Origin of the sequence: Actinopolyspora mortivallis, from assembly GCF_003001495.1 — a bacterium.
Classification (GTDB): Bacteria; Actinomycetota; Actinomycetes; order Mycobacteriales; family Pseudonocardiaceae; genus Actinopolyspora; species Actinopolyspora mortivallis_A.
Window position 1 is genome coordinate 1 of the sequence record NZ_PVSR01000059.1, and the last position, 14182, is coordinate 14182.

The 14182-nt window shown below is 68.6% G+C and carries 13 protein-coding genes; 2 read left to right on the plus strand and 11 right to left on the minus strand.

The window, feature by feature from the left end; all coding sequences use genetic code 11:
* The 9 genes from CEP50_RS18910 to dxr all read right to left on the minus strand — a co-directional run.
* The coding region (locus CEP50_RS18910) for a cobyric acid synthase (protein WP_106115286.1) at positions 1 to 1301 on the minus strand (1301 nt) is incomplete at its 3' end.
* 107 nt (positions 1302 to 1408) lie between these two features.
* A complete protein-coding gene (gene map, locus CEP50_RS18915; protein WP_026449120.1) occupies positions 1409 to 2266 on the minus strand; it encodes a type I methionyl aminopeptidase in 858 nt (285 codons plus the stop codon).
* Between the two features lie 103 nt (positions 2267 to 2369).
* Positions 2370 to 2792 (minus strand): type II toxin-antitoxin system VapC family toxin, encoded by a 423-nt coding sequence (locus CEP50_RS18920; RefSeq protein WP_106115275.1) that lies wholly within the window; start codon positions 2790 to 2792, stop codon positions 2370 to 2372.
* 69 nt (positions 2793 to 2861) lie between these two features.
* Positions 2862 to 4670, minus strand: coding sequence for a penicillin-binding transpeptidase domain-containing protein (locus tag CEP50_RS18925; protein WP_181188460.1), 1809 nt, complete (start codon positions 4668 to 4670; stop codon positions 2862 to 2864).
* A gap of 205 nt (positions 4671 to 4875) precedes the next feature.
* Entirely contained in the window at positions 4876 to 5928 is a 1053-nt protein-coding gene (locus CEP50_RS18935) for a zinc-binding dehydrogenase (protein WP_106115278.1), read from the minus strand.
* A 75-nt stretch (positions 5929 to 6003) separates the two neighbouring features.
* A complete protein-coding gene (locus tag CEP50_RS18940) occupies positions 6004 to 6840 on the minus strand; it encodes a GNAT family N-acetyltransferase (protein ID WP_106115279.1) in 837 nt (278 codons plus the stop codon).
* Between the two features lie 102 nt (positions 6841 to 6942).
* Positions 6943 to 8091 (minus strand): flavodoxin-dependent (E)-4-hydroxy-3-methylbut-2-enyl-diphosphate synthase, encoded by a 1149-nt coding sequence (gene ispG / locus CEP50_RS18945; RefSeq protein ID WP_106115280.1) that lies wholly within the window; start codon positions 8089 to 8091, stop codon positions 6943 to 6945.
* Between the two features lie 216 nt (positions 8092 to 8307).
* The gene (locus CEP50_RS18950) at positions 8308 to 9588 is read right to left on the minus strand and encodes a M50 family metallopeptidase (protein WP_106115281.1); all 1281 of its coding nucleotides are present in this window, start codon (positions 9586 to 9588) and stop codon (positions 8308 to 8310) included.
* Positions 9588 to 10850, minus strand: coding sequence for a 1-deoxy-D-xylulose-5-phosphate reductoisomerase (gene dxr, locus CEP50_RS18955; RefSeq protein ID WP_106115282.1), 1263 nt, complete (start codon positions 10848 to 10850; stop codon positions 9588 to 9590). The genes CEP50_RS18950 and dxr overlap by 1 nt, the downstream gene beginning before the upstream one ends.
* Before the next feature lie 252 nt (positions 10851 to 11102).
* On the opposite strand from dxr, the gene CEP50_RS18960 reads away from it, so the two are divergent.
* Complete coding sequence (locus CEP50_RS18960; RefSeq protein WP_019854844.1) at positions 11103 to 11402, plus strand: DUF2631 domain-containing protein; 300 nt, start codon at positions 11103 to 11105, stop codon at positions 11400 to 11402.
* 64 nt (positions 11403 to 11466) lie between these two features.
* Here the strand turns inward: CEP50_RS18960 and rlmN are convergent, their stop codons facing one another.
* Positions 11467 to 12582, minus strand: a complete 1116-nt coding sequence (gene rlmN, locus CEP50_RS18965) for a 23S rRNA (adenine(2503)-C(2))-methyltransferase RlmN (RefSeq protein WP_106115283.1) — start codon at positions 12580 to 12582, stop codon at positions 11467 to 11469.
* Between the two features lie 168 nt (positions 12583 to 12750).
* Between rlmN and CEP50_RS18970 the strand changes: the two genes are divergently transcribed.
* The gene (locus CEP50_RS18970; RefSeq protein WP_106115284.1) at positions 12751 to 13437 is read left to right on the plus strand and encodes a metal-dependent transcriptional regulator; all 687 of its coding nucleotides are present in this window, start codon (positions 12751 to 12753) and stop codon (positions 13435 to 13437) included.
* Positions 13438 to 13494: 57 nt separating this feature from the next.
* Here the strand turns inward: CEP50_RS18970 and CEP50_RS18975 are convergent, their stop codons facing one another.
* Positions 13495 to 13920, minus strand: coding sequence for a hypothetical protein (locus tag CEP50_RS18975; RefSeq protein ID WP_258175425.1), 426 nt, complete (start codon positions 13918 to 13920; stop codon positions 13495 to 13497).
* Positions 13921 to 14182: the final 262 nt, after the last annotated feature.

Here is a 14182-nt window from a genome sequence, read left to right on the forward strand (position 1 = left end):
TTCTCGAACAGCCCGTGCCAGTGCGTTCCGGCCACGGAACCCTGCAACGCCCCCTCGGGTTCGTCCTGCGCGGAACGGACGAGAGCGGGAACGTCCCCCCGGCGCCGCACCCGCCCGTGGTGGATCTCGTAGCCGGTCACCGGATGCTCCAGGGCGGTCCCCACCGGGTTGCCGAGGGTCTTCTCGGCGGCGAACTCGACGTCGAAGTCCAGCAGCCCCAACCCCCGCACCTCACCACCGGCGGACTCGACGTGATCGACGATACGACCGGCCAGCATCTGGTAACCACCGCAGATCCCCACCACCGGCCGTCCCGAGGCGGCGTGGGCCAGTACCGCCTCGGCCAGCCCGGTCTCCCGCAACCACTCCAGGTCGGCGACGGTGGACTTGGAACCGGGCAGCACCACCAGATCCGTGTCCGTCAGCCGGGAGGGTTCCGTGACGAACCGGACCGAGACGCCCGGCTCGGCGGCCAACGCCTCCACGTCGGTGGCGTTGGAGATCCGCGGCAGCCGGGGAACGGCCACGCGCAGCCACTGGCTTCCCCGCGGCGGAGCGGGACGGCCCACCACCCCGTCGGCCACGTACGACAACGAGTCCTCCGCGTCCAGCCACAGCTCCTCGTCCCACGGCAGCACCCCGTGGACGCGTCTGCCGGTCAGCTGTCGCAGTCGCTCCAGGCCGGGGGAGAGCAGTTCCCGCTCACCCCGGAACTTGTTCACCACGAAACCGGAGACCAGGGCCTGGTCCGCCGGGTCCAGCAGGGCCAGCGTCCCGAAGAACTGGGCGAAGACCCCACCCCGGTCTATGTCGCCCACCACCAGAACGGGCAACCCGGCGGCCCGCGCCAACCCCATGTTGGCGATGTCGTGCTCACGCAGGTTGATCTCGGCCGGAGAACCGGCCCCCTCACAGATCACGTAGTCGTACTCGGCACGCAGTCCGTCCAGGGTCTCGGTGACCGTGTGCAGCAGTTCCGCCTTGCGCTGCCGGTACGACAGGGCGGTCGTCGTCCCGTCCACCCGCCCCAGCACCACGACCTGCGAGCTGCGGTCGCTGCCCGGTTTGAGCAGGACCGGGTTGAACCGTACGTCCGGTTCCACCCCGGCCGCGGCCGCCTGCACGGCCTGGGCCCGACCTATCTCCCCACCGGAGGCCGTGACCACGGAGTTGTTGGACATGTTCTGGGCCTTGAACGGGGCCACACGGGCTCCCCGACGGGCCAGCCAGCGACAGAGCGCCGCCACCAGCACACTCTTGCCCGCGTCCGACGTCGTCCCGGCAACCAGCAGCGAATGCACGTCCGCTTTCATACCCCACGGCCGTGCGGCACCGGGGCCGCCCCGCCCGGGCAGTGCCGTCACTCACACCGGGGATGGCACACAGCCGGACGGGACGGCCGGGGCACTCAGGGACGCGTGAGGATCTCGTTGCCGTCCTCGGTGATCAGAATGGTGTGCTCGAACTGGGCGGTCCAGCTCTTGTCCCTGGTCGTGACGGTCCAGCCGTCCTCCCACACGTCGTACTCGTGTGTGCCCAGGGTGATCATCGGTTCGATGGTGAACGTCATCCCCGGCTCGATGAGAGTCTGCACCGAGGGGTCGTCGTAGTGCAGCACCACCAGGCCACTGTGGAAGGAACGACCGATGCCGTGTCCGGTGAAGTCCCGCACCACGCCGTAGCCGAAACGCTTGGCGTAGGACTCGATGACCCGTCCGATCACGTTGAGCTGCCGCCCCGGTTGGGCCGCTCGGATGGCCCGCATCGTCGCCTCGTGGGTGCGTTCGACCAGCAGCCGGGCCTCCTCGGACACCTCCCCGGCCAGGAAGGTGGCGTTGTTGTCCCCGTGCACGCCGTGGACGTACCCGGTCACGTCGACGTTGACGATGTCACCGTCCTCGATCACGGTGGAGTCCGGGATACCGTGGCAGATCACCTCGTTCAGCGAGGTGCAGCACGACTTGGGAAAGCCCCGGTAACCGAGCGTTGAGGGATAGACCCCGTTGTCCACGAAGAACTCGTGCACCACCGCGTCGATGTGGTCGGTGGTGATCCCCGGCCGGATGACCTTGCCCGCCTCCTCCAGGGCCTGCGCGGCCAGCTTTCCCGCCACGCGCATGGCGTCGATCACTTCCGGGGGTTGCACGTCCGGATCGGTGTTGGGGCGCGGAGCGGGCTTGTCCACGTACTCGGGCCGCTCGATGGTCGGAGGGACCGGACGGCGCGGGGTCTGCTGTCCTGGCTGCAACGGGCTTCGTACCGGCATACCCTCACTCTAGAACGTCGTCACCGGACGAAGCCGCAGGCAGGGGCGCACAACCCCCGCAACGACCAATTCCCGACCGCAGGTCCCACGCTCGTCCCCTGCCTCAGAAGCTCTCCTCGACGATCCCGTCGGAATAGCTGCCGGGGGAGACGGTGACCAAGCCGGCACGCCTGGCAGCCCGCAACACGGTCGGTTCGTAGGAGACGAAGGCGCGCACTCCCCCCGCCGCGCGGCAGGCCGATGCCAGATGAATGGCGTCCGTGTGACTCAGCGGGGAGTCCAGGGTGCTGGCCATGTCCAGCACCTCCTCGCCGACGGGCAACTGGTCGATCTTGGAGACCACGATCGAGGCCAGATCCTCGGCCGCGGGCCCGGCGGTCCGAAAACCGCGCACGATCTCCACCCTGGACACGGCACTCGTCGCTCGGGGCTGTTCCCAGTTGTTGCGGACCCACCTGCTCAGCGCCGGACTCTCCGGCTCCGCCGCGATCAGCTTCCTCAACGCCGAGGAATCGAAGTAGATCACGTGCTCTCCCGTCGACGACAACACGGTGTGCACACCCGAACGAGGTGTGCGACAAGCTAACACACCGGCTCAGGACACACGCTGCAGAAAGTCCCGTGTCACGGACACCGCACGCTCGGAGCTGCCGGCGTCGGTGAGCAGCACGGCGAAGGAGAGGTCACCCCGATATCCGGCGAACCAGCCGTGAGCCCGGTCACCGTCACCGAACTGTGCCGTCCCCGTCTTGCCGTGGACCTCCCCCAGCCCGGAAAGCTCGGTGGCCGTCCCGGAAAGGACCACCTCCCGCATCATCGCTCGCAACTGACGCAGCGCCCCCTCGGAAGGCGCCTGTTCCGCGGCCCTGTTGACCTCGGTCTCGGCTCCCTCGATCAACGTCGGCGTGGGCATCTCCCCGTTGGCCACGGTGGCACAGGCCAGCGCCATGCCGAACGGGCTGGCGAGCACCTTCCCCTGGCCGATGCCGTTGACGGCTCGGGTCACCTCGTCCTCGGAGGCCGGGACCTCCCCGGTGACCGTCGTGATCCCGGGGATGACGAAGTCCGCCCCGAGCCCCAGCTTCTCGGCCGCCTCGGGCAACGCCCGGGCCGGCATGTCCGAGGCCAGCTGGGCGAACGTGGTGTTGCAGGACTCGGCGAACGCCTTCCGCAGCGACACTCGCCCGAGGTCGAAGTGGTGCGAGTTGGGCAGCGTCTTGCCGTCGAACGTCTTCTCCGCGGGACAGGCGACGACGTCGTCGATGCCGGCCCTGTCGCGTTCCAGGGCCGCGAGCGCGGTGGCCGTCTTGAACGTCGAGCCGGGAGGATAGCGCCCGGTCAACGCGAGCGAGCCCTTGTCGTCGGCGGCGGCGTTCTGGGCCACGGCGAGTATCTCCCCGTCGGAGGGACGCATCGCCACGATCATTCCGGCCTTGTCGACCGGGTCGATCGCCCGCTCGGCGGCACGCTGCACCCGATCACTCAACGTGGTGGTGAGCGCTTCGGTCGGTTCGGGACGGACACGGTGCAGCGTCTCGACCTCCGCGCCCGAGGCGTTCCTGGTGAACACCCGCCAACCGGCCTTTCCGTTGAGCCGGTCCTTCCTCGCCTCCGCTATGGCGGGCAGCACCTGGGATCCGTAGTCCTTCTCGGAGGCGACCAACTCTGTACTGTCCGGGAAACGCACACCGGGCAGCTCGTAGATGTCCGGTTTCACGCGCTGGTAGTCCGCCCAGCGCAGTGTGACCACCGTGTAAGCCCGGTTCTCCTCCACCTCCCGGGCACCGGACAGGATGCCCTGCTCGGTGACCGTCGGTGCCACGGGCCGCAGTCCCTCGGCCAGGGATCCGGCCACGGAAGCGAGCTCGTCGGTCTGCCCGGGAACCAGGGTGACCCGAACCAGCCGCTCGGGGCCCATCATCCGGGTGCCGTCCCGTCCGAGGATCGGAGCGGGGGTGGCGGGATCGAGTTCGTAGTGCAAGCTCTGCCGCGCCTGCAGCTCGGGATGCACCACCGAGGGTTGCCACCGCACCTTCCAGGTGTCGTCCTGTCGGCGCAGCCGCAGCTCGCCCTCGTACTCCCACACGCGACCGGAACCGAAGTCCCAGGACATGTCGAAGGTCGCCTCGGCCGAGGAACCGGACTCACCTGTGCTGACCTCCGTCACCGAAGCGCTGGCTCCCTCCGGGGAGAGGTTCTTCCTGGTTCGTGCCAGGAACTTCCGGGCCGTATCGGGTTGGTCCGTCCACCGGGCCGCCTCCGTGTTCTTCCCCGCGGCGAAGGCGTTCACATACGACTCGGCGGTGTCCTCGGCCGAGGGGCCCGAGTCGAACACCCCGCAGGAGGCGAGGGGGACGACGAGAAGCAGACCGGCCAGGAGGCTGACGGATCGAGCTGTAGACACACCGGCAGTATGCCGAACGACATCGCGGCCGTGATCCACCGCTTGCACACCGGGCTCGTCCCCGTCGCCCCCCTCCCGCTCGGCACTCCGCTGATCTGGGACGACACGACGGTGCCAGCGGAATCCTGTGCCGGGAATCACAGCCCGGGAGGAACGGCTCCCGAGGTCCGCCGGGCCGTCCCGTACGGCGGACGCCGGTGGGCGCTCAGGGGGTGAGCACGAGCCTGATCGGGGTGTCACCACCCCGTTGCAGCCGTTCGACCGCCGCACCGGCCTCGCTCAACGGCATCGTGTCACTGACGGAACGGGAGAGCTCCAGTCGACGGTGTCGGGTCAGTTCCACGAGTTGCTCCACGTGGGCGGGGGACGAGCCGTAGTGTCCCAGAACCTGCTGCTTGGCGAAGGAGAAACGAACACCGTTGGTGATCGTCAGCGGTTCGGGAGTCAGCCCCACCAGAGTCAGTTTTCCCTGCGGAGCGAGGCACTCGGCGGCCTGTTCCCGCACGGCCGGCACCCCGGCGAAGTCGAAGGCCGCGTCCAGACCGCGTCCTCCCGTGGCTGCCCCGACCCGCCTGGGCAGCTCCGGATCGCCCGGATCGAACACCGCGTCGGCCCCGAAGTCGAGCGCACGCGCGCGTGCCGACTCCAGGGGGTCGACGGCCACGATCGGCGCCGCCCCGATCAGACGCAGCAGCTGGATTCCGTGGGCCCCGAGCCCGCCGACTCCCCACACTCCGACCGGCTGGGCGGGACGCACGTCCGCCGTGCTGACCAGGGCCGCCCAGGGGGTCGACACCGCGTCCGGAACGATCGCCGCCTGTTCGAGGGGCAGCTCGTCGGGGACGGACACCAGGGTGTGGTGGGTGGCCAGCGCGTACTCCGCCCATCCTCCGTCGTAGTCCACCCCGCGCGTCCGCGTGCTCAGGCAGGGTTCGGTGTAGCGCACGCAGCGGGCACACCGCCCACAGCGTTCTCCCGCCTGCAACAGCACGCGCGCGCCCGGTTTCCAGTCCTCCGGCACTCCGGGCCCCAACGCGTCGATCTCCCCGGCGACCTCGTGCCCGAGCGTCACCGTGCTTTCCTCCAGGAAGCGTGGTCGCAGGCTTCCGTCGACCAGATGCACGTCGGACAGGCACACCCCGGCCGCGCGCACTCTGATGCGGACCTCGCCGTGTCCGGGTTCGGGGACGGGAATCTCTTCGAGGGCGAATCGAGCCGTGTCGACGTTCAGACGCCCGGCGAGCATGGTTGCCGTCATGGACACGATTCTGCCCCGTGTCCCTCCCTCCGGCGCTCCGGGCGAGCACCCGGTCGGCGCGCCCCGAGGGGAGGATCACAACAGCACGGTGCTGAACGTCCCACCGCGGCGGAAACCTATGCGCTCGTAGGCCCTGCGCGCGGGTGTGTTGTAGTCGTTGACGTACAGACTGGCCACACGCCCCATGTGACGTACCAGATGGTCCGCCACGGCGGCGGTTCCCGCGGCGCCGAGCCCGTTTCCGCGCCACCGGGGATGCACCCAGACCCCCTGGATCTGGCCCACCGTGCTGGAGAGCGCGCCGATCTCGGCCTTGAACACGACCTGTCCGTCCTCGAAACGGGCGAAGGCACGACCCCCGGCTATCAGGTCGGCGATCCGGGCCCGGTAGTTGCCCGCTCCCGTCCCACCGAGCGGGTCCACCCCCACTTCCTCCCGGAACATGGCCACGGCCGCCGGAAGGTAGTGGTCCAGTTCGCAGGAGCGGACCCGGCGCACCGCCGGATCCGGCCACCGCTCGGGGACTTCGGTCAGCACCAGCAGGGGTTGCTCGGCACGTACCTCCCGCGCCGGCCCCCAGTGAGCGGCCAGTTCCTCCCACAGGGACATCACCTGTTCGGCGGGCCCGACCAGGGAGGAGGACACGCGCCCTCGCCGCCGTGCCCGGTCGGCGAAGGCGCGCATGGCGTCACGACCACCGCGGAGCGGAATAAGGTTCGGTCCCGAGTAGCAGACTCCCTCCGGACCGTCACCGTAGCCCCACAGCTCACCACCCAGGTAGGTCGGGTTCACCCGAGCGGCCTCGATCCGGGACAGCACCATACAGGCCGCCACCGGATCCGTTTCCAGCAACGTGCGGACGTTGTCCACGTCCCGTCCCTGCAACAGTCGCGCGCCCGCGAGCTTGAGCACGGCCCAAGCTTGCCAGACCCCCTTGGTCGCCGCCGCACGACACCGGGACGACGTGAGGCATCCCGCACCGGTGATCACCCGTTCGGGCGACTCGATGGCTCCTCAGCTCACCGTGACAGTGGGCTCCCCGGAGACCTCGCCCTCCATCTCCTCGGCGATACGACCGGCCTCCTCGATGAGGGTCTCCACGATCTGACTCTCGGGAACGGTCTTGATGACCTCTCCCTTGACGAAGATCTGTCCCTTGCCGTTGCCGGAGGCCACTCCCAGGTCGGCCTCCCTGGCCTCACCCGGCCCGTTGACCACGCAGCCCATCACGGCCACCCGCAGCGGCACCTCCATGCCCTCCAGACCCGCGGTCACCTCGTCGGCCAACTTGTAGACGTCGACCTGGGCACGACCACAGGAGGGGCAGGACACGATCTCCAGCTTGCGCGGGCGCAGGTTCAACGACTGCAGGATCTGCGTGCCCACCTTGATCTCCTCCACGGGAGGAGCCGACAGCGACACCCTGATCGTGTCCCCGATCCCCTGCCGCAGCAGTGCACCGAAGGCCACCGCCGACTTGACCGTCCCCTGGAAGGCGGGCCCGGCCTCGGTGACCCCGAGGTGCAGCGGATAGTCACACCGCTCGGCGAGGATCTCGTAGGCCCGCACCATCACCACGGGATCGTGGTGCTTCACCGAGATCTTGACGTCGTGGAAGTCGTGCTCGGCGAACAGCCCGGCCTCCCACAACGCCGACTCGGCCAGGGCCTCGGGAACGGCCTTGCCGTACTTCTCCATCATCCGCGGATCCAACGAACCGGCGTTGACCCCGATGCGGATGGGAGTTCCGGTGTCCTTGGCCGCCTTGGCGATCTCCTTGACCTTGTCGTCGAACTTGCGGATGTTGCCCGGGTTGACCCGCACCCCGGCACAACCTGCCTCGATGGCGGCGAAGACGTACTTGGGTTGGAAATGGATGTCGGCGATGACCGGTATCTGGGACTTCTGGGCGATGATCGGCAACGCCTCGGCATCATCGGCACTCGGACACGCCACCCGCACGATGTCACAGCCCGAGGCGGTCAGCTCGGCGATCTGCTGCAGCGTGCCGTTGATGTCCGTCGTGTTCGTGGTGGTCATCGTCTGAACCGAAATCGGGTGGTCACTGCCCACACCGACCGATCCGACCTGCAACTGCCGGGTCTTGCGCCGCTCGGCGAGCACCGGTTCGGGCGCGGCGGGCATACCCAGATCGACGGTCATCGCGTCCTCTCCACTGTCGAAATGCGGATTGAATTGTCGGTTCCGCTGTCTGACGGGACGTACCCGGAAACCCCGGCGACCCCGGTCCGCCGACCACGATACCGGCAGCCGCCCCGGCGCTCAGGACGGGAACCAGCCCCTCCCCACGGCCTTCCCGCGCCACGCGCGGGCCGCCTTCCTCCCGGAACGGGGAACACGACGGGCACCCCGAGGAGCTCAGGTCAGGGTGACCGGATTCACGATGTCGGCGACCAGCACCAACAGGGAGTAGGCGATGAAGACCAGGGTGACCCCGTAGGCAAGCGGCATCAGTTTCGCCGTGTCGAAGGGGCCGGGATCGGGACGACGCGTCAGCCTGGCGACCTTGCGCCGCAACGACTCCCAGAGCGCACCGGCTATGTGCCCACCGTCCAGCGGCAGGATCGGCAACATGTTGATCAGGAACAACGAGAGGTTCACGGCGGCGAGCAACTGCACCATGGCGATCAGCCGCGCCCCGACCGAGAACTTGTCGTAGGAGAGCACCTCACCGCCGAGACGGCTGGCTCCGACCACCCCGACCGGCGAGTCGGCGGAACGTTCCTGACCGCCGATCGCGGCGACCAGGTCCGGAACCTTGCTGGGAAGCTCCACGACCTTCTGCGCCGTCATACCGATCATGGACCCGATCCGGGCCGCCACCTCGCCGGGAGTCTGCCGGACCAGATGTTCGTTCGGCGTGACCCCGAGGAAACCGACCTCGACGTAGCCCTCCCGGTCCCCGAGCCTCGGCTGAGTGTTCTGGATCAGTTCCGGTTTCAGGGTGACCGTCCGGTCGTCCCGCTCCACGAGCACGCTCACGGTGCCCGAAGAGTCCCGGATCGATCTCCGCAGCTCCTGCCAGGAGCCGACCCGCTCACCGTCGAAACGCACAATCCTGTCCCCGGGGCGGAATCCCGCCTCGGCGGCCGGGGACCGCGGGGCGTCCTCCGGACACTCCCGGACCTGCTCGTCTGCGGCCACCACGCACTGACTGACCGAGGAGACCGTGGTGGTCGGCTGGGCCACCCCGTAGGTCATCAACACGGTCGCGAAGATCCCGACCGCCAGGATCAGGTTCATGAACGGACCCGCGGCCATGACGATGATCCGCTTCCAGGGGCTGCGTTGGTAGAACTGCCGATGCGAGTCCTCGGGGCGCACCTCCTCGGCCACGGCCTGACGTGCGTCCTCGACCATGGCACGCCAGGGAGCCGAGGACGCGGTCCTGCCGTACTCCTCCTCCTTCTTGGGCGGGAACATCCCGATCATCCGGATGTAACCGCCGAAGGGGACCGCCTTGACCCCGTACTCGGTCTCCCCCCTCTTCCTGGAGAAGATCGTCCGGCCGAAACCGACCATGTACTGCGTCACCTTGACACCGAACATCTTCGCCGTGGCCAGGTGGCCGAGCTCGTGCCAAGCGATCGAGAACAGCAGTCCGAGGAAGAAGATCAGGATGCCGAGCACGACAAGCATCAATGCGCTCTTTCCATACCGGCGAGTTCGCGAGCCCGGCCACGGGCCCACTCCTCGGCTTCGAACACCTCGTCAACGCTGGTGGGATCGGCGCGCCACGCGTCGGCCTCGGCCAACACCGCCTCCACGGTTCGCACGATACTGGTGAAACGGCTGTCGCCCGCGACGAACGCCTGTACCGCCTCCTCGTTCGCCGCATTGTATACGGCCGGCAGGCACCCGCCCTCCTTTCCGGCGTGACGGGCCAGGCCGACCGCGGGGAACGCCACATCGTCCAACGGCTCGAAGGTCCAGCAGGCGGCCTGGTCGAAGGTGAGCCGCGGGGCGACCCCCTCCACCCGTTCGGGCCATCCCAGCCCCAGGGCGATCGGCAGCCGCATGTCCGGCGGGCTGGCCTGGGCGATGGTCGCCCCGTCCTGATAGGTGACCATCGAGTGCACGATCGACTGCGGATGCACGACCACGTCGATGCGGTCGTAGTCCACCCCGAACAGCAGGTGTGCCTCGATCAGTTCGAGACTCTTGTTCACCATCGTAGCCGAGTTGATGGTGACCACCGTACCCATCGACCAGGTGGGATGGGCCATGGCCTGGTCGACGGTGACCTCGTGCAGACTCTCCGGGGACCACCCCCGGAACGGCCCTCCCGAGGCCGTCAGGACCAGCCGGCGCACCTCCTCGGCCGTTCCCGCGCGCAGGCACTGCGCCAGGGCGGAGTGCTCCGAGTCCACCGGGGTGATCTGCCCCGGCCGGGCCGCGCGCAGCACCAACGGCCCGCCCGCGATCAACGACTCCTTGTTCGCGAGCGCCAACCGGGCCCCCGACTCCAGGGCGGCCAGGGTGGGGCGCAGCCCCCGGGAACCGTCCATACCGTTGAGCACCACCTGGGCCTCGGTATGGCGCACCAACTCGGCGGCGGCCTCCGGGCCCGCGAACAACCGCGGCACACGGAACTCGCCCCGCGCGTAACCGCGGCGTTGTGCCTCGGCGTACAGGGCGAGCTGCACGTCCTCCACCGCCGTTGCCCGCGCCACGGCCACCGCCTCGACCCCGAACTCGAGGGCCTGGGCGGCCAACGCGCCGGGATCGTTGCCCCCGGCGGCGATCCCGAGCACCCGGAACCGTCCCGGAGCAGCGCGGATCACCTCCAGGGCCTGGGTTCCGATCGAGCCGGTCGACCCCAGCAGGGTCACCGTACGCGGCGAGTCGGAGTCGTTTTCCTGCCTGTTCGAACCGGGTTGGGCGGAGACCATCGTGCTCATTATTACCCACACCCTCCCGGCACGGATCCGTGGCCGAGTCGGCCCGTGTCCCGGCACACCGGGTTCCGCCCGCGCACGGCGCCAACGGTCCGGCCCGCCGCCTCGCCCCGGTGTGCGAGGATGGGCACGCATCGGCGGCTTCGCGTGCTGCGCGGCCTGCTCGGCCGGCGGCGGGCCCGCACACGTCGCCCGGTGCTAAGGAATCGGCGTCCGCGGTTTCACCCGAATCCGCGCCCGGGCACAGGAGGGAACGTGGCAAGCACGGAACTGGACAGGACCCATCACGAACAGGCGCCGACCCAGGCAGTCGACCCCGCCGAGGAACCGTCGGTCGAATGGGGCTGGCACGGTTCGTTCCCGAAGGGCATCCAGATCGCCGGCTGGTTCAGCACGTTCGCGATGGTGATGATGCTCATCGGCAATCACCAGGGAATACTCAGCGGCGGAGGCGAGTTCATCAGTGCCGACATCTGGCTGATCGCCATCGCCGCCGTGATGGCGGTCGGGCTGCTCTACGACCTGCACAGGCGCAGGCACTCCTGGCGGCGGTGAACCTCTCCGCGCGAGACGGTCGTGGAGCTCGGGACGACACGGTGTCGTCCCGAGCCCTGCCCCGTCAACCGTTCTCTGCGGCCAGCTGTCCGCAGGCGGCCGCGATCTCCTGACCACGGGTGTCACGCACGGTGCAGGAGACCCCGGCCTCGCGCACCCTCCGCACGAACTCCCGCTCCACGGGCTTCGGACTGGCGTCCCACTTGCTGCCCGGAGTGGGGTTCAACGGGATGACGTTCACGTGCGCGAACTTGCCGAGTCGCCTGTGCAGCAGCTTCCCGAGCAGGTCGGCGCGCCACGGGTGGTCGTTCATCTCCCGGATCAACGCGTACTCCACGGAGACACGCCTGCCGGTGTGCTCGGCGTAGCCCCGGGCCGCGTCGAGCACCTCCTCCACCTTCCAGCGGTTGTTGACCGGAACCAGGGTGTCGCGCAACTCGTCGTCCGGCGCGTGCAGCGAGACCGCGAGCGTCACCTGCAGCCCCTCCTCGGTCATTCGCCGGATCGCCGGAGCCAGTCCGACCGTGGAGACGGTGACCGAACGTTGCGCGAGCCCGAGTCCCTCCGGGGCGGGATCGCAGATGCGATGCACCGCCTCCATGACCCTCCGATAGTTGGCCAGCGGCTCACCCATGCCCATGAAGACGACGTTGGACAGCCTGCCCGGCCCGCCGGGAAGGTCCCCGTCCCGCATCATCGCCGCCGACAGCCGCACCTGGTCGACGATCTCGGCGGTCGAGAGGTTACGTTGCAGCCCTCCCTGCCCGGTGGCACAGAAGGGGCAGGCCATCCCGCAGCCCGCCTGACTGGAAACGCACACGGTGGCGCGGTCCGGATAACGCATGAGCACGCTTTCGAGCGTGGTGCCGTCATGGGCCCGCCAGAGCGTCTTGCGGGTCCACCCCTCGTCGGTGTCGAGGTTGTGCACCGTCGTCAGCAGCGTGGGCAACAGCTCCTGGCCCAGCCGCTGTCTGCTCGCGGCGGGCACATCGCTCATGCTCTCCACGTCGGAGGTGAGTCTGCCGAAATAGTGCTGCGCGAGCTGACGCGCGCGGAACGGCTTCTCCCCCAGTTCCGCGACGGCCGCACGGCGCTGCTCCCCGGAGAGGTCGGCGAGATGCCTGGGGGGCATGCCCCGCTTCGGGGCATCGAAGACGAGAGGAAGGGACTTCGAACTCATAACGTCACCATTGTCCCACGGACTCACCGGGGGAAACGCAGCGGCCGCACGCGCACCACCCCCGACGGGGCGGCAACGACCACAGTCACCGGGCGGCTCGGCGGACCGAGCGTGGGATTCGGCCTACGGGTGAGGGACGCACGGGCGGCGACCTCTTATGGTGAAGTCATGACTGGCACGGTCGAGCGCCACTCGGCTTCCGTGGAGGACTACGTACGGACGATCTACGGACTCAGCGAACGCGGCGCGGCGGTCACCAACACGACGCTGACCAACCGCCTCGGGCTGAGCCCCTCCTCGGTGTCGAGCATGATCACCAAACTCGCGCAACTGGGCCTGGTCACCCACGAGCGGTACCGCAGTGTCGAGCTGACCGAACAGGGGCGCAGACTCGCCTGCGACGTGCTGCGCCGGCACCGGCTGCTGGAGCAGTTCCTCGTCGAGGTCCTCGACTACACCTGGGACGAGGTGCACCAGGAGGCCGACGCGTTGGAGCACGCCGTCTCCGACGAACTCATCGAGCACATAGCCAGCAAACTCGGCCACCCCACCCACGACCCGCACGGCGACCCGATCCCCACGGCGGACGGGGTGGTGGAGAAGCCGACCACCAAACTGCTCGACCAGCTCGAACCCGGAACGGTCGGAACCATAGCCAGGGTCTGGGACACGGACTCCGACCTGCTCCGCTACCTCACCGAGCACGCCCTGACGCTGGGCAGCCGCATCGAGGTCGTCGAACGCAAACCGTTCGGAGGCCCCCTGGTTGTCCGCGTGGGCGAGGCAGAGGAGACCGAAACCCATTTCCTCGGATCGGAAATCGCGCAGGCGCTGTCCATAACCGTACAGCACTGACTTTCCGCGAAACGGAAAAAGGTGACCGTTCGGGGGGAACTTCCCACTGTTGTCGTTCTAGGCGGACTCCCGAGCGCTCCTGCCATCGGGAATCTCGCGGACGTCCCGTTCGACGGAACCGTCACCCTCCCCCGACGAGGATTCCACACGGTGTTGCGCCCCGAGCACGGCGAGTAACAGATCGAAACGGCTGTCGGTGAGACGAATCACCACATAGGCGAACCCGAACAGCCCGGCCAGTACGAAGCCGGAAACCCAGAGCAGACCGGCTCCCTGCACCAGCAGCACGACGGCCACGGCCAACGCCAGACCGGAGGTGAACCCCGTGGCCCGTGCCAGAGCCACCCTGGTGGACAACGTGCGGTAAAGCGGATGGTTCCTGCGTAAGTCCCGCAGCACCCGCGCGCGCTCAGCACGATCCATCCGGCCGACCTCCTCCAGGTCCGCCGCGATCGACCTACCGAATCCCCCAGTAATCACCATCTCGCTCCTGCCACCGGAACCGGTTCCCTCCGAAACTCCGGTCTCGTCCCGACAATCCACTCGAACACAAGTCGATCATGGAATTCGACGGACGGCAAGGCGGCATTCGGGGGAGATTCCTCCACGAATCGGCTTCCGCCGAGCGTCCGACAGAACTCCGGGATTCCCGCGCGCTCGGGGAAAAGGGGGAACATTCTCGGACGGTGTCCGAACGAACACCGTACGCGGAATTCGACGGAACTCCCGGGAACCGGCCACGGAC